16 protein-coding genes are annotated in these 18399 nt (G+C 62.9%); 11 read left to right on the top strand and 5 right to left on the bottom strand.

The features are described from left to right. Window positions 1-456 precede the first annotated feature (456 nt). From AC0L2V_RS16090 to AC0L2V_RS16075, 4 genes are all read left to right on the top strand, one after another. Window positions 457-1431, top strand: coding sequence for an ABC transporter substrate-binding protein (locus AC0L2V_RS16090; RefSeq protein ID WP_473508829.1), 975 nt, complete (start codon window positions 457-459; stop codon window positions 1429-1431). A gap of 245 nt (window positions 1432-1676) precedes the next feature. Beyond that, on the top strand, window positions 1677-2762 hold the full coding sequence (locus AC0L2V_RS16085) for a quaternary amine ABC transporter ATP-binding protein (protein WP_473508831.1): 1086 nt from the start codon (window positions 1677-1679) through the stop codon (window positions 2760-2762). Beyond that, the gene (locus AC0L2V_RS16080; protein WP_473508833.1) at window positions 2759-4741 is read left to right on the top strand and encodes an ABC transporter permease; all 1983 of its coding nucleotides are present in this window, start codon (window positions 2759-2761) and stop codon (window positions 4739-4741) included. Before AC0L2V_RS16085 ends, AC0L2V_RS16080 begins: the two co-directional genes overlap by 4 nt. 64 nt (window positions 4742-4805) lie before the next feature. Continuing rightward, window positions 4806-5828, top strand: coding sequence for a serine hydrolase domain-containing protein (locus AC0L2V_RS16075; protein WP_473508834.1), 1023 nt, complete (start codon window positions 4806-4808; stop codon window positions 5826-5828). Window positions 5829-5862: 34 nt separating this feature from the next. On the opposite strand, the gene AC0L2V_RS16070 is transcribed toward AC0L2V_RS16075, so the two are convergent. Beyond that, a complete protein-coding gene (locus AC0L2V_RS16070; protein WP_473508835.1) occupies window positions 5863-7221 on the bottom strand; it encodes an NAD(P)-binding domain-containing protein in 1359 nt (452 codons plus the stop codon). A 257-nt stretch (window positions 7222-7478) separates the two neighbouring features. On the opposite strand from AC0L2V_RS16070, the gene AC0L2V_RS16065 reads away from it, so the two are divergent. Then, a complete protein-coding gene (locus AC0L2V_RS16065; RefSeq protein ID WP_473508837.1) occupies window positions 7479-8189 on the top strand; it encodes a helix-turn-helix domain-containing protein in 711 nt (236 codons plus the stop codon). A 170-nt stretch (window positions 8190-8359) separates the two neighbouring features. Here the strand turns inward: AC0L2V_RS16065 and AC0L2V_RS16060 are convergent, their stop codons facing one another. The 4 genes from AC0L2V_RS16060 to AC0L2V_RS16045 are packed head-to-tail and all read right to left on the bottom strand — an operon-like array spanning window position 8360 to window position 12116. Then, the gene (locus AC0L2V_RS16060) at window positions 8360-9400 is read right to left on the bottom strand and encodes a heme-dependent oxidative N-demethylase family protein (protein ID WP_473520628.1); all 1041 of its coding nucleotides are present in this window, start codon (window positions 9398-9400) and stop codon (window positions 8360-8362) included. A 9-nt stretch (window positions 9401-9409) separates the two neighbouring features. Beyond that, entirely contained in the window at window positions 9410-10375 is a 966-nt protein-coding gene (locus AC0L2V_RS16055; RefSeq protein WP_473508838.1) for a PDR/VanB family oxidoreductase, read from the bottom strand. After that, window positions 10372-10968 carry a dimethylamine monooxygenase subunit DmmA family protein gene (locus AC0L2V_RS16050; protein WP_473520575.1) on the bottom strand — a complete coding sequence of 199 codons (597 nt, stop codon included), beginning with the start codon at window positions 10966-10968 and terminating at the stop codon, window positions 10372-10374. Before AC0L2V_RS16050 ends, AC0L2V_RS16055 begins: the two co-directional genes overlap by 4 nt. Before the next feature lie 14 nt (window positions 10969-10982). Next, window positions 10983-12116 (bottom strand): aminomethyl transferase family protein, encoded by a 1134-nt coding sequence (locus tag AC0L2V_RS16045; RefSeq protein WP_473508840.1) that lies wholly within the window; start codon window positions 12114-12116, stop codon window positions 10983-10985. Window positions 12117-12281: 165 nt separating this feature from the next. Here AC0L2V_RS16045 and AC0L2V_RS16040 point away from each other — a divergent pair, with 165 nt between their 5' ends. The 6 genes from AC0L2V_RS16040 to glnT all read left to right on the top strand — a co-directional run bounded on the left by AC0L2V_RS16040 (window position 12282) and on the right by glnT (window position 18384). Then, window positions 12282-13679: an ammonium transporter gene (locus AC0L2V_RS16040; RefSeq protein WP_023799478.1), complete on the top strand. Its 1398-nt coding sequence runs from the start codon at window positions 12282-12284 to the stop codon at window positions 13677-13679. Window positions 13680-13716: 37 nt separating this feature from the next. Continuing rightward, complete coding sequence (locus tag AC0L2V_RS16035) at window positions 13717-13935, top strand: hypothetical protein (RefSeq protein ID WP_473508841.1); 219 nt, start codon at window positions 13717-13719, stop codon at window positions 13933-13935. A 133-nt stretch (window positions 13936-14068) separates the two neighbouring features. Next, on the top strand, window positions 14069-14965 hold the full coding sequence (locus AC0L2V_RS16030) for a class II glutamine amidotransferase (protein ID WP_473508842.1): 897 nt from the start codon (window positions 14069-14071) through the stop codon (window positions 14963-14965). A 4-nt stretch (window positions 14966-14969) separates the two neighbouring features. Beyond that, window positions 14970-15701, top strand: a complete 732-nt coding sequence (locus AC0L2V_RS16025) for a protein GlxC (RefSeq protein ID WP_473508844.1) — start codon at window positions 14970-14972, stop codon at window positions 15699-15701. A 6-nt stretch (window positions 15702-15707) separates the two neighbouring features. Next, window positions 15708-17036, top strand: coding sequence for an FMN-binding glutamate synthase family protein (locus AC0L2V_RS16020; RefSeq protein WP_128171957.1), 1329 nt, complete (start codon window positions 15708-15710; stop codon window positions 17034-17036). A 40-nt stretch (window positions 17037-17076) separates the two neighbouring features. Beyond that, window positions 17077-18384 (top strand): type III glutamate--ammonia ligase, encoded by a 1308-nt coding sequence (gene glnT, locus AC0L2V_RS16015; RefSeq protein ID WP_473508846.1) that lies wholly within the window; start codon window positions 17077-17079, stop codon window positions 18382-18384. The last annotated feature ends 15 nt before the right edge of the window (window positions 18385-18399 follow it).

Genomic DNA, 18399 nt, shown 5'->3' with positions numbered 1-18399 from the left:
GGATGAGGGGTGTTGGCCGACCCTCGCGGAGCCTGTTCTCGGGCTTGCCGGAGGCAAGACCCGTGGGCGAGGCCACCTTCTCCCACAAGGGGAGAAGGAAGAGGCGCATTAGCCGTTGCGCGACATGAATGTTGGTATATATAATTTCATCTCATGAAAATGGCTTCGGCGACTGCCGAGAGCCGACAGCATGGGACCTTGATGGCTCGCAAGCTTGAGGGCGCCGCAAGAGCGGCGATCGATCTGCGGATCACTGCTTCGGCAGCACGGCAGCCATGACGCGGTCGCACGACCTCTTCATCGAATTGGGCATCATTCCCGTCTGCGCCTACTTCAGCGCCGACAGCAATTTGCTGCCAATGGACTTGCGCAACGACCAGCTTTTCCAACACAATCAAAAAGACGCAAGAAGGGAACGAACGATAACTTCCACCAGAGCTTGACAGGAGCACAGGCATGTCACTTCGGAGTTTGATTTCGAGATTATCAATGGGAGCCTTAACACTTGCCGCGGCAAGTGCACTGACGCCTTCGGCCCAAGCGGCGGCGCCAGAATCGAACGACCCTATCAAGATCGCGCTGTTCGACTGGACCAGCGTCAATCTGAACGCAAAGATCCTCGGCGGCATTCTTGAAAAGCTGGGATACACGGTCGAGTATCCGACCGCCGATTATCTCTCCAGCCTGACCACCGGCCTTACCAATGGCGATCTCGCCGTCGCCATGGAATTCTGGGACACGACGGCCGGCGAAGCCATGAAGGCCTCGGATGCGACCGGGCAGACCGAACGCCTCGGCCCGCTCGGGCCCAAGGCCAAGGAAGAATGGTGGTATCCCGAATACATGAAGGAAAAATGCCCGGGCCTGCCGAACTGGGAGGCGCTGAAGGACCCGAAATGCGCCGAGGCCTTCTCGACCGCCGAAACGGCGCCGAACGGCCGCTATCTCGGCGGCCCGGTGACATGGGAAGGTTTTGACGACGAGCGTGCCGCGGCGCTGAACCTGCCCTTCACCGTCATCCATGCCGGCACCGACGCGGCGATGTTCGCCGAGCTGGATTCGGCCTATCAGCGCAAGGCGCCGATCATGCTGTGGGTCTATTCGCCGCATTGGGCGCCGGCCAAGTACAAGGGCGAATGGGTCGAATTCCCCGACTATACGCCGGAATGCTACACCGATCCGAAATGGGGTGTGAACCCCGAGGCAAAGTATGACTGCGGCAAGCCGCATGGCGAGATCTGGAAATATTCCTGGGCCGGCATGAAGGACAAATGGCCGGTCGCCTACAAGGTCGCGAAGAACTACACGATCGACACCGACGAGCTCAACAAGATGAGCGGCCAGATCGATCTCGAAGGCAAGACGCCGGAAGACGTCGCCGCCGCCTGGATCGCCGCCCACGAAGCCGACTGGAAAGCCTGGGCCGAGTGATCGTTCCAACTGGAAACTGCGAGACCCGGCTGTTGATCAGCCGGGTATCTACTCCGTTCCAGGAGAAGGTTCGCGCATATGAGGCCCCCTCATCCGGCCCTTCGGGCCACCTTCTCCCCACGGGAGAAGAGGTCGCTAGAGCCGGCATTTGCCTCTTCTCCCCAGCGGGGAGAAGGTGGCCGCGAAGCGGCCGGATGAGGGGTCTTTGCCGAAGCGATTTCCTTGGATTCCAGAAGGACGACTGCATGGCCGATACGACTGAACAGGTGCCGCAAACGGCAGGCACGCCGAAGGATGCCCGACCGATAAAACTTGCCTGCCGCAACGTCTGGAAGCTGTTCGGCGCGAACGCGGCCAATTTCATCCGCCAGCGCGACGGCAAGGCCAGCATGGCGGAGGTCGCCGCGGCCGGGCTGGTCGGCGCGGTGCGCGCCGTCGACCTCGAAATCCGCCAGGGCGAGATCTTCATCATCATGGGGCTTTCGGGGTCGGGCAAGTCGACGCTGGTGCGCTGCATGTCGCGGCTGGTCGAGCCGACGCATGGCAAGGTCGAGTTCGAGGGCAAGGATCTCCTGAAAATCTCCGATGCCGCGCTGATCGAGCTGCGGCGCCACCGCATGGGCATGGTGTTCCAGAATTTCGCCCTGCTGCCGCATCTGAATGTGCTGGAGAACATCGCCTTTCCACTGGGCATCCAAGGGCAGGACCGGCCGACGCGCGAGAAGCGCGCGCGCGAAGTGATCGAGCTTGTCGGCCTGCGCGGCCGCGAGCATTTCTATCCGCGTGAGCTTTCCGGCGGCCAGCAGCAGCGTGTCGGCATCGCCCGCAGCCTCGCCACCAAGCCGGAAATCTGGTTTCTCGACGAGCCGTTCTCGGCGCTCGATCCGCTGATCCGCCGCGAGATGCAAGACGAATTGATGCGGCTGCAGACCATGCTGCACAAGACCATCGTCTTCATCACCCATGATTTCGACGAGGCCATCCGGCTGGCCGACCGCATCGCCATCATGAAGGACGGCGAGGTCATCCAGATCGGCACCCCGGAACAGCTGGTGGTCAACCCGGCGACCGACTATGTCGCCGAGTTCACCCGCGACGTCGACCGCGCCAAGGTGATCTCGGCGCGAAGCCTGATGCGCGCCTGCGCCGGCGCCGAGCATGGCGGCGTGGTCGCGCCGGATGCCAAGATATCGAGTTTTTCGGCTGATATCGTCTCGGCCGGCAAGCCGTTCGCCGTCGTCAATGGCACCGGCAAGCCGATCGGCGAAGTCACGCCGCAAGCCGTGATCGATCTTCTGGCCGGCATCGAGCGTTCCGAGGCCAATGCATGACGGTGACGGCAAGCGCCAGCGAGGCGAGATCGCGGCCGGTTCAGCTCTGGCTGGTGGTCTGGGCCTGCGCCCTTGCCGCCGTGCTTGCCGTGTTCCTGCTGCAGGACAGGCTGCCCTGGGCGGTCAACTATCCGGCCGGCGCAATCATTCCGGTCGCCGACTGGGTCAGCGCGCTGATGAGTTGGGTGAAGTCGAACTTCTCCTGGCTGACGCGCTCGATCACCGCGGCGCTCGGCGTGCCGCTCGATTTTGCGCTCGGTCTGCTCGCCAAGAATTTCAAGATCGGCCATGGCGCCGACATGCTCGTCCTGCCGCGCCTGTCCTGGGTCGGTGTCTGCATCGCCGCATTCCTGGCCGGACGTGCCGCCGGTGGCTGGAAGCTCGGCGCGCTGGTCGGCGGCTGTTTCCTCTACATCGCGCTGTTCGGCCAGTGGACCAGCGCCATGCTGACGCTCGGGCTGATCTCCATCGCCGTGCCGTTCTGCATCGTCACCGGTTTGTTCGTCGGCATCTGGGCGTGGCGCCAGCCATGGGCGGAGAGGCTGCTGATCTCCCCTGCCCTCGATCTGATGCAGACCATCCCGACCTTCGCCTATCTGATTCCGATGCTTCTTCTGTTCGGCAACAGTTCGGTTTCGGCGATGATCGCGACGGCCATTTTCGCGACGCCGCCGATGGTGCGCGCGACGATGCTGGGGCTGTCGCGGGTGCCGTCCGAGATCGACGATTTCAGCGAGATGGCCGGCTGCACGGCGCGCCAGAAACTGTGGCGCGTGCTGCTGCCTTCGGCGCGTCCGACATTGATGGTCGGCGTCAACCAGGTCATCATGCTGGCGCTCAATATGGTGATCATCGCTTCGATGATCGGCGCCGGCGGCCTCGGCTACGACGTGCTGTTGGCGCTCAGGGCGCTAAAAGTCGGCGAGGCGATGGAAGCCGGCCTTGCCATAGTGGCGCTGGCAATCGCGCTCGACCGGCTGAGCCAGGCGATCGCGCGCAATCACGCGAAGGGCCATGTCTATCAGGAGGTCAGCCCGAGCTTCTGGCGGCGCTACCCCAATCTGACGCTGGCCGTCGCCATCCTTGCCGTCACGACACTGCTTGGTCTGTTCGTGCCGGCCTTCGCCGCGGTGCCAAAGGCGATCACCTTCACCACCGCGCCGATGTGGAAGACAGCGGTGAGCTGGATCACGATCAACTTCTTCGACACGATCGAAGCCTTCCGCGTGGCGCTGATCCTCAATATGCTGAACCCGGTGCGCGCCTTCTGCGAGGGTTTTCCGTGGCTGGGCGCGGTGTTCCTGCTCGGCCTTGCCGGCTACCAGCTCGGCGGCCTGCGCCTCGCTGCCCTGGTCGCGGCGCTGACCGTCTTCTGCGCGGTGACCGGCCTCTGGGAAAAGACCATGGCGACGGTCTACCTCTGCGGCATCTCGGCCTTCATCGCCTGCCTGATCGGCATTCCGATCGGGTTGATGGCATCGCGCAGCGACCGTGTCGAGAAGATCGTCACCCCTGTTATCGACACGCTGCAGGTGCTGCCGTCGTTCTGCTTCATCATCCCGGTGGTGATGCTGTTCAGAGTGGGCGACGTGACGGCGATGATCGCGACCGTCGCCTTTGCCGTAGTGCCGGCCATCCGCTACACCAATCACGGCCTCAGGCAGGTGCCGACGGCGCTGATCGAGGCGGCAAAGGTGTCGGGCTGCACCAAGCGCCAGACGTTCCTGCGGGTGCAACTGCCGCTGGCGTTGCCTGAGATCATGCTCGGCGTCAACCAGACCATCCTGATGGCGCTGGCGATGATCATCATCTGCGCCATGGTCGGCACCCGCGATCTCGGCCAGGAGGTGTTCATCGCGCTGTCCAAGGCCGATTCAGGCCGCGGCATCGTCGCGGGCCTCGCCATCGCCTTCATCGGCATCGTCGCCGACCGGCTGTTCAACGCCTGGACGGCCAAGGCACGGGCAAGGCTGGGATAGCCGTGAAATAGTGGATCGCGCGTCCTACCTTCGTCTTGCCCAAAATGCGTCCCAAGCTGGCTTCATGCTGAAGCGCCCCACCGTGATTCTCGCCTTTCTCCTCATCCTTTCCGTCGCTGCTCACGCTGCCGACGGCCTGGAGCAGCGGCTTGGAAAGCTGCTTGACGAGGCCGAGCACCTGGCGCCGCTGCGCACGGTTGCCATCGCGCATCAGGGTGCGGTGGTGGCTGAGCGCGGTTTTCGCGGCCACTCCCCGGCACGTCCGGCCAACATAAAATCCGCCTCCAAGTCGATCATCTCGGCGCTCGTCGGCATCGCCATCGACAAGGGCGTGCTGCAAGGCACTGACCAGAAGATCGCTCCGCTTCTTCAGGCCAACCTGCCAGCCGACGCGGATCCGCGTCTCCAGCAGGTTACGATCGGTCATCTGCTTTCCATGCAGGCGGGGCTCGGTCGGACCTCAGGCCCAAACTACGGGCGCTGGGTGGCAAGCGACAACTGGGTGCGGGCAGCGCTCGCCATGCCTTTCGACGACGAACCGGGCGGTACCATGCTCTATTCCACCGGCTCGACGCATCTGCTTTCGGCGATCCTGACGCGGCGGACCGGCCGCTCGACGCTGGAACTGGCGCGCGAATGGCTGGGGCCGCAGCAGGGCTTTTCCATCGCCGCCTGGGACCGCGACCCACAGGGCATCTATCTCGGCGGCAACCAGATGGCGATGAGCCCGCGCTCGCTGCTGGCCTTTGGCGAGCTCTACCGCAGCGGCGGGAAGAGCCGCAGCGGACGGCAGCTCGTGCCGGCCGATTGGATCAAGCTCTCCTGGCAGCCACGCACCGCCTCGCGTTTCACCGGTGACGGTTATGGCTATGGTTGGTTCATCCGTCAGATCGCGGGCGAAACGGTCTTCTACGGCTGGGGCTATGGCGGGCAGATGGTCTATGTCGTGCCCGGGCGCGCGTTGACCGTGGTCATGACTTCAGATGAAAACGGCCCCGCCGGCCGCAGCGGCCACCGCGACGATCTCCATGCCCTGCTCGGCCGGATCATCGAGGCGACGAAAGAGGTGCGCGAGGCGCGCAGCTAGTGCATGCGCGCAAAAGTGAGTGGCGAGGAATCCGCTACTCCGCCGCGACGCCTTTCACCTCGAGATAGGATTCCATCGAATCGTCCATCGCCTGCAGCCAGGGCGTATGGTGCAGCGGCGCCATCGTGCCGGTCATCAGCGAGCGGTAGGCGTGGTCGCGGAAACCCATGATGTTCTCCACCTTGTGGTGCTCCCATTCCATGAAGGTCTGATTGACAGCCTCGACGTCGAAGCCCGGGTAATCGGTCTGCTCCATCAGCTCCCTGGTGTAGTCGCCCTGGAACCAGATCATCTGCTCGGCGTCTTCCAGCGTTTCCTCACGCGCCCGCCATTTCGCGCCATGTTCGGCCATCGCCTCGGCCGAGGGCAGTTTTATCCGACCTATGATGACGTCACGGGCGAACCAGGCCTGCGCGTCGAACATGTTGAAGGTGTAGAACTGGTCCTGCATGCCGATATAGGACAGCTGCGGGTTCTTCTCCCAGACGACGCCCTCAAAAAGCCCGTCCGGCCACATCCGGTTGGCGGTCTTGAGCTTCAGATCTTCGGTCAGGAACGGGAAGGAGTGGAGGTAGCCGGTACACAGGATGATGGCGTCGACGTCCCTGGTACTGCCGTCCTTGAAATGCGCGGTCTTGCCGACGACCTTCTGCAGCAGCGGCACTTCCTGCCAGTTGTCAGGCCATTTGAAACCCATCGGCTTCGAGCGGTAGCTGGAGGTGATCGATCTGGCGCCGTATTTGTAGCATTGCGAGCCGATGTCCTCGGCCGAATAGGAGCGGCCGATGATCAGGATGTCTTTATCCTTGAATTCCATGGCGTCGCGGAAATCATGGCTGTGCAGGATGCGGCCGTTGAAGGTCGAAAAACCCTCGAAATAGGGAACGTTGGGCACGGAAAAATGCCCCGAGGCGACGACGACGTTGTCGAACTCCTCCGAATAGGTGACGTCGTTGCTGCGGTCATGCGCGGTGACGGTGAACTTTTTCGTCGCGTCGGAGAACGTCACCATGCGCACCGGGCTGTTGAAGCGCACCCATTGGCGCACCTCGGATTTTTCGACGCGGCCCTTGATGTAGTCCCACAGCACGGCGCGCGGTGGGTAGGAGCCGATCGGCCGGCCAAAGTGCTCCTCGAACGTGTAGTCGGCGAATTCGAGGCATTCCTTCGGCCCGTTCGACCAGAGGTAGCGGTACATCGAGCCGTGCACCGGGTCGCCATGCTCGTCGAGGCCGGTGCGCCAGGTGTAGTTCCACAGGCCGCCCCAGTCGGACTGCTTTTCGAAGCAGACGATTTCCGGAATATCCGCGCCGTTGTCGGCTGCCGACTTGAAGGCTCGAAGCTGGGCCATGCCGGACGGTCCGGCTCCGATGACGGCAACACGACTTTTCATTGCGAGCCTCCCGGTCTCATTTCCCTAACGAAACAAATTTCACTGACAGGACAGTAATTGCCCCTTCGATGCTGTCAACAGGCCTTCTGCCGAAACGACGGTTCACCCGATTGGATTTTCGGCAAAAGCGCTGATGGCGGAAACTCCGAGAGAGCGTGCCATTCGAGTTAAAGTGGCTTGCTGTCACTGTTGCGCTCTGTATCCGCAGCGAATACGTTCACCCCGAGTGAAATAAATTTTGCAGACGGGGTGGCGACATGGCGAAGAAGGCTTCCAGTTTCAGGAATGGGGCAGCCGCCGCCAAGGCCAAGCCATCGCCGAAAAGCGTGGCAACGATCCGGACGCCGCTGACCCAGGACCCGCACGCCGTTCGCGACACCCGCGAAAAGGTCCTCGAGGTCGCGATCGGCCGCGAGGTGCGCGCGTTTCGCAAGAAACTCGGCATCACCGTTGCCGATCTTGCCGCAGCCACCGACATTTCGCTTGGCATGCTGTCGAAGATCGAAAACGGCATCACCTCGCCGTCGCTGACCACCTTGCAGGCGCTGTCGCGGGCGCTCGGCGTTCCGGTCACCGCCTTCTTCCGCCGTTTCGAGGAAGAGCGCAGCGCCGTCTTCGTCAGGGCCGGCGAAGGCCTCGACGTCGAGCGCCGCGGCACGCGCGCCGGCCACCAGTACAATCTGCTCGGCCATATCGGCTCCAACACCAGCGGCGTCGTCGTCGAACCCTATCTGATCACGCTGACCGAGGATTCTGATGTGTTTCCGACTTTTCAGCACGAGGGCATGGAGTTCCTCTACATGCTCGAAGGCGAGGTGGTTTACCGGCACGGCAGCAATCTCTATCCGATGAAACCCGGCGACAGCCTGTTCTTCGACGCCGACGCGCCGCACGGGCCGGAGGTGCTGACCGTCCTGCCGATGCGCTATCTCTCGATCATCTGCTATCCGCAGGCCAGCGCCGGTTGAGCGGGACGCAAGCAGACCCCCTCACCCGGATTGCCAACCGAATTGCGAAGGGCAATTCGGGGCAATCCGACCTCTCCCCAAGGGGAGAGGAGTTTGGCCGCGCCGGTGCCTACCTCTTCTCCCCAGCGGGGAGAAGGTGGCCGCGAAGCGGCCGGATGAAGGGGACTTGCTTAATCCGGCCCGAAGCCCGGCGATGTCGGGCTGCCGTCGTCGAGCTTCGACAGCCACTCGACCAGCGTCGCGCGATAGCGCGTCAAGCCTTTGTAATTGGCGAGTTCTTCGGGCAGGTCGCGAATGACGCGATGCAGGCGCCGCGCCCATATCGGCTGCGTCACCAGCTCGTCCATCTTGATCAGGTAGCAGCGGATCGGGAACACGATGCCGTTCGAGCGCGGCAGCCGCCAGAAGCTTTGCAGCTCAACGCGCAGGTGGACCTTGTCGCCGACGTTTTCGGGCGTCACCGTCGTCCGGTCCGGACCCCATTTATGATAATTTTCCGGACTGGTGTCGAGGCGCGGATTGATGGTCATCGTCCAGTTCAGCCGCCGCGCCGGCTTGCCCTGCTGGATGTTGGTGAGGAATTTTAGCGCCCGGGTGAAAATCCCCTTCTCATGCGCCAGCGGCACCGGCGCGTGCCATTCGAAGAAGTTCATGCCGATGTCGAAATCCAGCGACCAGTCGGCCTGGGTGGTGACCATGCCGGCATCCATCCACAGATTGCCGTCACGCTGGTCGAGGATGCAGAAATCGCCCTGGCTTTGCCGCGTGATGTATTCCATCGGTCCGTAGGGCAGCGTCGAGACATCGCCGAAGGTGAAGCTGTCGTCGATGCCGAGCGGCCGGTTGATCCAGCGCCATTTGTCGCCGTCGCGCGTCAGCGTGAAATGCTCGGGATAGCCCAGCGCCTGCTGTTCCATCAGAAGTTCGAGCAGGTCCCAGCCGGCCAGCGTCATGTGCGGCAGCGACTGGCAGCGCAGCGGGTCTTCCGCCAGCACCAGCGCGCGGTCCTGCATCTCGGAGACATAGTGCTCGTCGACGTCGATCAGGTTTTCGAGCGCGCTGCCCTTCGGTCCGACGACGTGCGGCTCGATGTTGACCGCATACATGTAGCTGTCCTCGTGGAACGGGAACGGGAACCGCCTGATGTGCTCCGGGCTGTTCCTGAAGGTGAAGTCGTTACGGAACGTTTCGTTACGAAAGGTGATGCCCAGGCTCGCCTCCTATCTTTCCAGAACCAGCGACCTGCCCTCGAAGCGCGAGACGCAAGGCATGATCTTCTTGCCGCAACGGTGCTCTTCCTCGCTCAGCCAGTGGTCGTTGTGGATGAAGTTGCCGTCATGCGCGATGACATTGGTCTCGCACTGACCGCAGACGCCGCCGCGGCAGAGATAGGGCGGATCGACGCCTGCCGCCTCGATCGCCTCGAGCAGGCTCTGCTGCTCGCCGACGCGGATGGTCTTGCCGCTGACCGCCAGCGTCACCTCGAACGGGGCACCGGGCTGCGGGGCGGCAAAATGCTCGAAATGCACGGTTTCCGCCGGCCAGCCCAGCGCAGCGGCGCGATCGCGCACCCAGCCGATCATGCCCGACGGGCCGCAGACGTAGAGATGCGTGCCGAGCGGCTGCGACGACAGCAGCCGGTCGAGCTCGATGCGCTCGTCGCGATCGTCGTGATAGAGCCTGACCCGGCGGTCGTAGCGCTCCCTGAGCACATCGGCATAGGTGCCGAGCGAGGCGGTGCGGCAGGTGTAATGCAGCTCGAAATTGCCGCCATCCGCCGCCAGCTGCGCGGTCTGCGCCATGAACGGCGTGATGCCGATGCCGCCGGCCAGCATCAAATGTTTCCTCGCGCGCAGGTCGAGCGAGAACAGATTGACCGGATAGCTGATCACCATCTCATGGCCGGGCTTGACAGTGCTGTGCATGAACAGCGAGCCGCCGCGGCCAGCGTCGTCGCGGCGCACCGAGATGGTGTACTCGCGCGTGTCGAGCGGCGAGCCCATCAGCGAATAGGGATTGAGCCTGGTCCGCTCGCCGTCGCGCATCTCCACCACAACATGGGCGCCGCCGGAGAATGTCGGCAAAAGCTGCCCGTCGCGCCGGCGGAAATGGAAGCGCGTCACCAGTTCGTTGACCGGGACGACATCGCTCACCACGATGTCAAGCTTGGTGGTGCCGGTGCTCATCGAAAGATCTCCTCCGCCGGAGGAATTTCGCTGCGGTCTTCCGCGTTGATGCAGACGCCCTGGAATGCGGCGAGGCGCCTGGAATAGTGATCGCGTACCAGAAGAAGCAGGCCACAATGCGAGCAGGTCGCCGGCTGCGTCGTCACGTTTTCGGTGATGCCCTTGCAATGGACGCATTGGACGCGGCGCGCCAGCGAGCCGCGATGCTCGGTCTGGATCGACGTGTGGTCGATGCCGGCTTCGAGCGCCGCCTGCATCGCCTGACCGATCAGCCCCTCGGTGCCGGCGAGATAGAGGCGCAGGCCCATATGCGCGTTGGCCAGCGTCTGCTTCAGCCGCGGCAGGGCGCTGGCGAAGGAAGGCCCCTGATAGAGCTGGGCCGGCTTCAGCGCTTCGAGCGCGGCGACATGCTGGCCCTCATTGCCGGGGATGAAAATAATATGGGCATCGGCAAAAAAACCGTCGGGCGCCTTGGGGGCCAAGTCCGTTATCGCTAGCGCGCCGTCTGCATCGGCCACGAAAAGATGGTGCTTGCCGGGCTGCGGCGACAGGGTTCCGTAGACCGGCCGGCTGATGATGCTTTTCGCTGCCATCCTCTCAGTATGCCTCAGCCTTTTGCCGTGCGCTTGGTCTTCTTCGGATCGTCGAATGGAAGCGGCTCGGCCGTTGCGCTGATGGCGCCGCTCTGGTTGCGGATCTCGAGCCGGGTGCCCTTGACGGCGCAGTCGACGTCGAGCCGGGCAATGCCCATCGATTTCTGGACCAGCGGCGAATACATGGCGCAGGTCACCACGCCGACCCTTTTGCCGTCGCGATAGACCGGTGCGCCCTCGTCGGCCGGCTCCTTGCCTTCGAGCAGCACGCCGAAGATCTTGAAGCGTTCCTTGCCCTTGAGGCGGTAGTGCTCCTCGGCGCCGCGAAACCCTGTCTTGCCGGGGCTGACGGTAAAATCGAGGCCGAGTTCCCACAGCGTGTCGCCGGGGCCTTCGTTCTCGAACGGATATTTCTGCGAATTGTCGTAGGGGTAGAACAGGAGGTAGCTCTCGACGCGCAGCATGTCGAGCGTGGTGAACCGGCACGGGATGATGCCGGCGCTCTTGCCCTCGTCGAGGATGGTGTCCCAGATCGTGCCGGCATCCTGGCCACGGCAGAAGATCTCGTAGCCGCGTTCGCCGGTGTAGCCGGTGCGCGAGATCATCACCGGAAAACCGAACAGCCGGGTCTGCATGTGATGGAAATAGGCGAGGTCGCGTATGCCAGGCACATGCTTGGCCAGGTAGTCGACTGATATCGGTCCCTGCAGCGAAAGGTCGTGCAGATTGTCGTCGAAGCGCAGCGAGACATCGCGGCCCATGGCGGCGCGCTGCAACTCCTCATGGCCGGTGCCCGAACCATGCACAACTATCCAGGCATTCGGACCGGTCCGGTAGAGGATGCAATCGTCGGTGAACTTGCCGGCCTCGTTGAGCATGCAGGCATAAGCCGACTTGCCGGGATATATTTTCTCGACGTCGCGCGTCGTGGCGAGGTCGATCAGGTGCGAGGCATGCGGCCCGGTGATGTGGACCTTTTTCAGGCCCGACACGTCCATCAGCCCGGCCTTGGTGCGGATGGCGATGTACTCCTCGTCGGCGTCCTTGTCGTAGGTCCAGGCGGTGCCCATCCCGCTCCAGTCTTCGAGCTTCGAACCGAGCGCACGATGGCGATCCGCCAAGGTCGAAAATCTCCAGGATGCGGTCATGGACTTGCTTCTCCTCACAAGATTGCCGGCGTTCGCCGCTCAAGGGCACTGAGGCCATGCGACGGTCCGCGCCATATTGACTCAAAACTCCAAAAGCGCGCAATACTAAGATGCAAAAAGTTTTACTGAGAGGCAAGGAACGCAACTGAACGGAGGGGACATGCAATGGAAGGGAATCTCAACGCTCTAACGACCATTTTCACGGAGTTCTATTACTGGGTGACCATCGTCATGATGTTCCTGATCCATGTCGGGTTCTGCATGTACGAGGTCGGCGTGTCGCGTAGGCGCAATCATCTGAAAACGCTGATGAAAAACGCGATGGCGATTCCGCTCGTCACGATCACCTTCTATTTTTTCGGCTGGTGGATCTATTTCGGCTTCCCCAACGGGCCGGGCATCGCCGGCGGACTTGTCACCGCACCATTTGCCGAACCATGGAATCCGCTGATGGGCACCCACCTCTCCGGTGTCAATCCGGGCGAGACGGGGGTCACCCCTACCGACGCCGCGCTGTGGCATCGCCTCAACGGCGTGTTCTGGGGCGCCTTTCTGCTGTTTTCCATCACGACGGCGTCGATCATCTCGGGCTCGATCATAGAGCGCGCGCGCTCAGGCGCGTTCTGGATCGTCGCGGTCCTGATCGGCTCGGTCCTGTGGATCCTCGACGCGTCCTGGGGCTGGCATCCGCAAGGCTGGATGGTGAAACTCTGGGGCTACCATGATGCGTATGCATCGGGGGTCGTGCACGCGATCGCCGGCGGAGCGGCGCTCGCTTTTCTCATCGTGCTCGGCCCGCGCATCGGCAAGTTCAGGCCCGACGGCACGGCGCGCGACATCCCGCCCCACAATGTCTGGCTGGTCACGATCGGCCTGTTCCTGATCTTCACCGGCTTCTGGGGCTTCTATGCCGCGTGCAACATTCCGCTGATCAGCCCGGCCACGATTGCTGGCCAGATCACCGGCGAGACCTGGACGGCGACCAATATCTATCTCGCGCCGACGACGCTCTCGGCGATCACCTTCAACTTCCTGATGTCGCTGTCGGGCGGCATGCTGGCCGGCTACATCGTCTCGAAAGGCGACCCGTTCTGGACGTTCTCGATGGGGCTTTGCGGCATTATCTCCGCCTCGGCCGGCAACGACCTTTATCACCCGATCCAGGCGATGCTGATCGGCGCGATCGTCCCGAGCATCTGCTACAAGCTGCACTATTTCGTCGAGCGTCGCTTCAAGATCGACGATGCGGTCGGCGCCGTTGCGGTGCACGGTTATGGCGGCTTCCTCGGCGTCGTGGTGGCGGGCTTCATGCTGTGGGGACAGCCGTCCTCGCCCTATGAGGGCTTCGCGCACATCAACCCGCTCGGCAATTTCGCTGGTGCGGTGCTGATGTTCGCGCTCGGCTTCGTCCCGACCTTCGTCGTCTGCAAGATCCTCAACAGCATGAACCTGCTGCGCGTACCGAAAAAGGTCGAACTCGAGGGCGTCGACTTTGCCCTCAACCATGCGTTCGAGGCGTCGGTCCGCGAACTGGGAACCGCCGAAAAGGCCATGATCAAATAGTCAACCGACAACTAGTCAACCGACAGGGAGAACCGCAATGTCGACCAATGGAATGGAAAGCTGGGCCGTGGACCTCAAGGACATCGGCGCGATCTACCCTTTCCAGGGTTCTGAAGTGGTGATGGTGATCGTCGGCCTCGTCTTCTGGATCGGGTGGCACGTCCTCCAGACGCGCCAGGAGAACGCTGAGATCGAGGCCGATTTGGCGGCGGATCGCAGCGGCGAGGAGACCAGAAAGGCGATCGATCGCCATTAGACCGGAATAAGGTCGTCTGGCGCCTCAAATTGCGCCGGACGACTTGTCCAAGATGAAAAAAACTTTCATACCAGTTGAATTCTTGATATGAAGCTGGTAGCACCGAAATCATACCTCACCGCGGGAGCCTGACATGTGCGGAATCGTCGGATTGTTTTTGAAGGACAAGGCGCTCGAGCCCCAGCTCGGCTCGATGCTTTCGCAGATGCTGATCTCGCTCAGCGATCGCGGTCCCGACAGTGCCGGCATCGCCATCTATGGCGCGCCATCAGGCAACGAGGCCAAGATCACCATCCAGTCGGCAAAGCCGGAGCAGGATTTCAGCAACCTTGACGCCGAACTCGCCAAGGCGATCGGAGCGCCAGTAAGCATCGCAGTGAAATCGACGCATGCGGTGGTCAGGACCGCGCCTGCCAAGATCGACGAAGTGCGCGAGGCGATCCAGGCGCTGCGCCCCGACATCCGCATCATGGGCGCTGGCGACGTGGTCGAAATCTACAAGGAAGTCGGCTTGCCCGAAACGGTGGTCGATCGCTTCGACGTGCGCAGCATGACCGGCACGCACGGCATCGGCCATACCCGCATGGCGACGGAATCGGCAGTGACGACGATGGGCGCGCATCCGTTCTCGACCGGCGCCGACCAATGCCTGGTGCATAATGGCTCGCTGTCCAATCACAACAATGTCCGCCGCGAGCTGATCCGCGAAGGCATGAAATTCGAGACCGAGAACGACACTGAAGTCGCGGCCGCCTATCTCTCCTCGCAGATGGCGCATGGCAAGAATCTCGGCGAGGCGCTGGAGGGCACCCTGAGCGACCTCGACGGCTTCTTCACCTTCGTCGTCGGCACCAAGAACGGCTTCGGCGTGGTGCGCGATCCGATCGCCTGCAAGCCTGCCGTCATGGCCGAGACCGAGCAATATGTCGCCTTCGGCTCGGAGTATCGTGCGCTCACCAAACTGCCCGGCATCGACAATGCGAGGGTCTGGGAACCCGAGCCTGCAACCGTCTATTTCTGGGAGCATTGAGTTCATGCCGGCAATCAACGTCTCCAAGGCACTCGACCAGAGCCATGCATCAGGGGTGTTCGACCTTGCCGAGATGCCGTTGCGCGAGCTTAACCAGGCGCTTCACGATTTGACTCCCGGTTCGAACCAGACCGCCTGGGAAGTGCTCAATCCGAAAGGCAGCCATTCGGTCGCCGTCGGCGTCGACCAGCCGGTCACCGTCGATGTCCGCGGCAGCGTCGGCTATTATTGCGGCGGCATGAACGACGGCAGCGCCATCACGGTGCATGGCTCGGCCGGACCCGGCGTCGGCGAAAACATGATGTCGGGCTCGATAACGGTCAAAGGCGATGCCAGCCAATATGCCGGTGCCACCGGCAGGGGCGGGCTGCTGGTCATCGAGGGCAACGCGTCATCGCGCTGCGGCATCTCGATGAAGGGCATCGACATAGTCGTCCACGGCAATATCGGCCATATGTCGGCCTTCATGGCGCAGTCCGGCAATCTGGTGGTGCTGGGCGATGCCGGCGATGCGCTCGGCGATTCCATCTACGAGGCGCGGCTGTTCGTGCGCGGCAAGGTCGGCAGCCTCGGCGCCGACTGCATCGCCAAGGAGATGCGGCCCGAGCATCTGGCATTGCTGCAGGACCTGCTCGACCGCGCCGGGGTGACCGGCGTCAAGGCGGCGGAGTTCACGCGTTACGGCTCGGCGCGCACCCTCTACAATTTCAACATCGACAACGCCGACGCGTATTGAGGCTCAATGACCTATCGCAACCCGCCGACGACGCCGCGCAAATCCGCGACCTTCGACGACTACACGCTTTCCGAGATCCGTCGCGCCGCTGCGACCGGCATCTATGATATCCGCGGCGCCGGCGCCAAGCGCAGGCTGCCGCATTTCGACGACCTGCTTGTCCTCGGCGCCTCGATCTCGCGCTATCCGCTCGAAGGCTATCGCGAGCGCTGCGACACCAGTGTCGTGCTGGGCTCGCGCCATGCGAAAAAGCCGATCGAGCTGAAAATCCCGATCACCATTGCCGGCATGAGTTTTGGCTCGCTGTCCGGCCCGGCCAAGGAAGCGCTCGGCCGCGGCGCGACGCTGTCCGGCACCTCGACGACGACCGGCGACGGCGGCATGACCGAGGAAGAGCGCGGCCATTCCAAGACGCTGGTCTACCAGTACCTGCCGTCGCGCTACGGCATGAACCCGCGCGACTTGCGCCGGGCGGATGCGATCGAGATCGTCGTCGGCCAGGGTGCCAAGCCCGGTGGCGGCGGCATGCTGCTTGGCCAGAAGATCTCCGACCGTGTCGCCGAAATGCGCACGCTGCCCAAGGGTATCGACCAGCGCTCAGCCTCACGCCATCCCGACTGGACCGGGCCCGACGATCTCGAAATCAAGATCCTGGAACTGCGTGAAATCACCGACTGGGAAAAGCCGATCTACGTCAAGGTCGGCGGCGCGCGGCCCTATTACGATACAGCCCTTGCGGTGAAATCAGGCGCCGATGTCGTCGTGATCGACGGCATGCAGGGCGGCACCGCCGCAACCCAGGAAGTGTTCATCGAGAATGTCGGCCAGCCGACGCTTGCCTGCATCCGGCCGGCGGTGCAGGCACTGCAGGATCTCGGCATGCATCGCAAGGTGCAGCTGATCATCTCCGGCGGCATCCGCAACGGCGCCGATGTCGCCAAGGCGCTGGCGCTCGGCGTCGACGCCGTGTCGATCGGCACCGCCGCACTTGTCGCGCTTGGCGACAACGATCCGCGCTGGGAAGCGGAGTACAACGAGCTCGGCACCACCGCCGGCGCCTATGACGACTGGCACGAGGGCCGCGATCCGGCCGGCATCACCACGCAGGACCCCGAGCTGATGAAACGGCTCGATCCGATAGCGGCCGGGCGACGGCTGGCCAATTATCTCAAGGTGATGACGCTGGAGGCGCAGACGATCGCCCGCGCCTGCGGCAAGAACAGCCTGCACAATCTCGAGCCCGAGGATCTCGTCGCGCTGACGATCGAAGCCGCCGCCATGGCCGGTGTGCCGCTGGCCGGCACCAACTGGATACCGGGGAAGAACGGCTTCTGATACCAAACTACCAAAAAAAACCAATAAGCGAGGAACTATAATGGGGAACGATCTCGCCGCCTTCGCCAAAGGGAATGGCGTCAAATATTTCATGATTTCCTACACCGACCTGTTCGGTGGACAGCGCGCCAAGCTGGTGCCGACGCAGGCCATCGCCGACATGCAGAAGGACGGCGCCGGCTTTGCCGGCTTTGCCACCTGGCTCGACCTGACGCCGGCGCATCCAGACATGCTGGCGGTGCCGGATCCGGATTCGGTCATCCAGCTGCCGTGGAAGCCGGAAGTCGCCTGGATTGCCGCCAATTGCATGATGGACGAAAAAACGGTCGCCCAGGCGCCGCGCAACACGCTGAAGCGGCTGATTGACGAGGCGGCGGGCGACGGCATGCATGTCAAGACCGGCGTCGAGGCCGAATTCTTCCTGATCTCGCCGGACGGCAAGACGATTTCCGACGAATACGACACGGCGTCAAAGCCCTGCTACGACCAGCAGGCGGTGATGCGGCGCTATGATGTCATCGCCGAGATCTGCGACCACATGCTGGCGCTCGGCTGGGGCGCCTACCAGAACGACCATGAGGACGCCAACGGCCAGTTCGAGATGAACTGGGCCTTCGACGATGCGCTGGCGACCGCCGACAAGCATTCCTTCTTCAAGTTCATGGTGAGGTCCATTGCAGAAAAGCACGGCCTGCGCGCCACCTTCATGCCAAAACCATTCCCCGGCCTGACCGGCAATGGCTGCCACGCCCATATCTCGGTGTGGGACAAGGACGGCAAGACCAATGTCTTTGCCGACAACGCCATGGAGCTCGGCCTGTCGGCGAAGGGCAGGAATTTTCTCGGCGGCATCATGAAGCATGCCTCGGCACTTGCCGCGATCACCAACCCGACGGTCAATTCCTACAAGCGCATCAATGCGCCGCGCACCATTTCGGGCGCCACCTGGGCGCCGAACTCGGTGACCTGGACCGGCAACAACCGCACCCATATGGTGCGCGTGCCCGGCCCCGGACGCTTCGAGCTGCGCCTGCCCGACGGCGCGGCAAACCCTTATCTGCTGCAGGCGGTCATCATCGCCGCCGGCCTCGACGGCATCCGCTCGAAGGCCGATCCCGGCAAGCGCTACGACATCGACATGTACCAGTTCGGGCATACGGTGGAGGGCGCGCCGAAGCTGCCGCTCAACCTGCTCGATGCATTGCGCGAGTTCGACAACGACAAATCGCTCAAGGCGGCGCTGGGTGAGGAATTCTCGTCGGCTTATCTAAAGCTGAAGCATCAGGAATGGAATTCCTATGCTTCCCACTTCACCCAGTGGGAGCGCGACCACACGCTGGATATCTAGAGCATCGGACCGAAA

It is taken from the genome of Mesorhizobium sp. WSM4814 (assembly GCF_055811595.1).
This window is presented reverse-complemented; position numbering and strand designations above follow the sequence as displayed.

Excerpts from the sequence above, each read along its gene's own strand:
- AC0L2V_RS16050 (WP_473520575.1), bottom strand. The coding sequence starts at position 10,968 with ATGGCAGCGAAAAGCATCATCAGCCGGCCGGTCTACGGAACCCTGTCG.
- AC0L2V_RS16055 (WP_473508838.1), bottom strand. The coding sequence starts at position 10,375 with ATGAGCACCGGCACCACCAAGCTTGACATCGTGGTGAGCGATGTCGTC.
- AC0L2V_RS16040 (WP_023799478.1), top strand. The coding sequence starts at position 12,282 with ATGGAAGGGAATCTCAACGCTCTAACGACCATTTTCACGGAGTTCTAT.
- AC0L2V_RS16025 (WP_473508844.1), top strand. The coding sequence starts at position 14,970 with ATGCCGGCAATCAACGTCTCCAAGGCACTCGACCAGAGCCATGCATCA.
- glnT (WP_473508846.1), top strand. The coding sequence starts at position 17,077 with ATGGGGAACGATCTCGCCGCCTTCGCCAAAGGGAATGGCGTCAAATAT.
- AC0L2V_RS16035 (WP_473508841.1), top strand. The coding sequence starts at position 13,717 with ATGTCGACCAATGGAATGGAAAGCTGGGCCGTGGACCTCAAGGACATC.
- AC0L2V_RS16045 (WP_473508840.1), bottom strand. The coding sequence starts at position 12,116 with ATGACCGCATCCTGGAGATTTTCGACCTTGGCGGATCGCCATCGTGCG.
- AC0L2V_RS16030 (WP_473508842.1), top strand. The coding sequence starts at position 14,069 with ATGTGCGGAATCGTCGGATTGTTTTTGAAGGACAAGGCGCTCGAGCCC.
- AC0L2V_RS16080 (WP_473508833.1), top strand. The coding sequence starts at position 2,759 with ATGACGGTGACGGCAAGCGCCAGCGAGGCGAGATCGCGGCCGGTTCAG.
- AC0L2V_RS16090 (WP_473508829.1), top strand. The coding sequence starts at position 457 with ATGTCACTTCGGAGTTTGATTTCGAGATTATCAATGGGAGCCTTAACA.
- AC0L2V_RS16085 (WP_473508831.1), top strand. The coding sequence starts at position 1,677 with ATGGCCGATACGACTGAACAGGTGCCGCAAACGGCAGGCACGCCGAAG.
- AC0L2V_RS16020 (WP_128171957.1), top strand. The coding sequence starts at position 15,708 with ATGACCTATCGCAACCCGCCGACGACGCCGCGCAAATCCGCGACCTTC.
- AC0L2V_RS16075 (WP_473508834.1), top strand. The coding sequence starts at position 4,806 with ATGCTGAAGCGCCCCACCGTGATTCTCGCCTTTCTCCTCATCCTTTCC.
- AC0L2V_RS16065 (WP_473508837.1), top strand. The coding sequence starts at position 7,479 with ATGGCGAAGAAGGCTTCCAGTTTCAGGAATGGGGCAGCCGCCGCCAAG.
- AC0L2V_RS16070 (WP_473508835.1), bottom strand. The coding sequence starts at position 7,221 with ATGAAAAGTCGTGTTGCCGTCATCGGAGCCGGACCGTCCGGCATGGCC.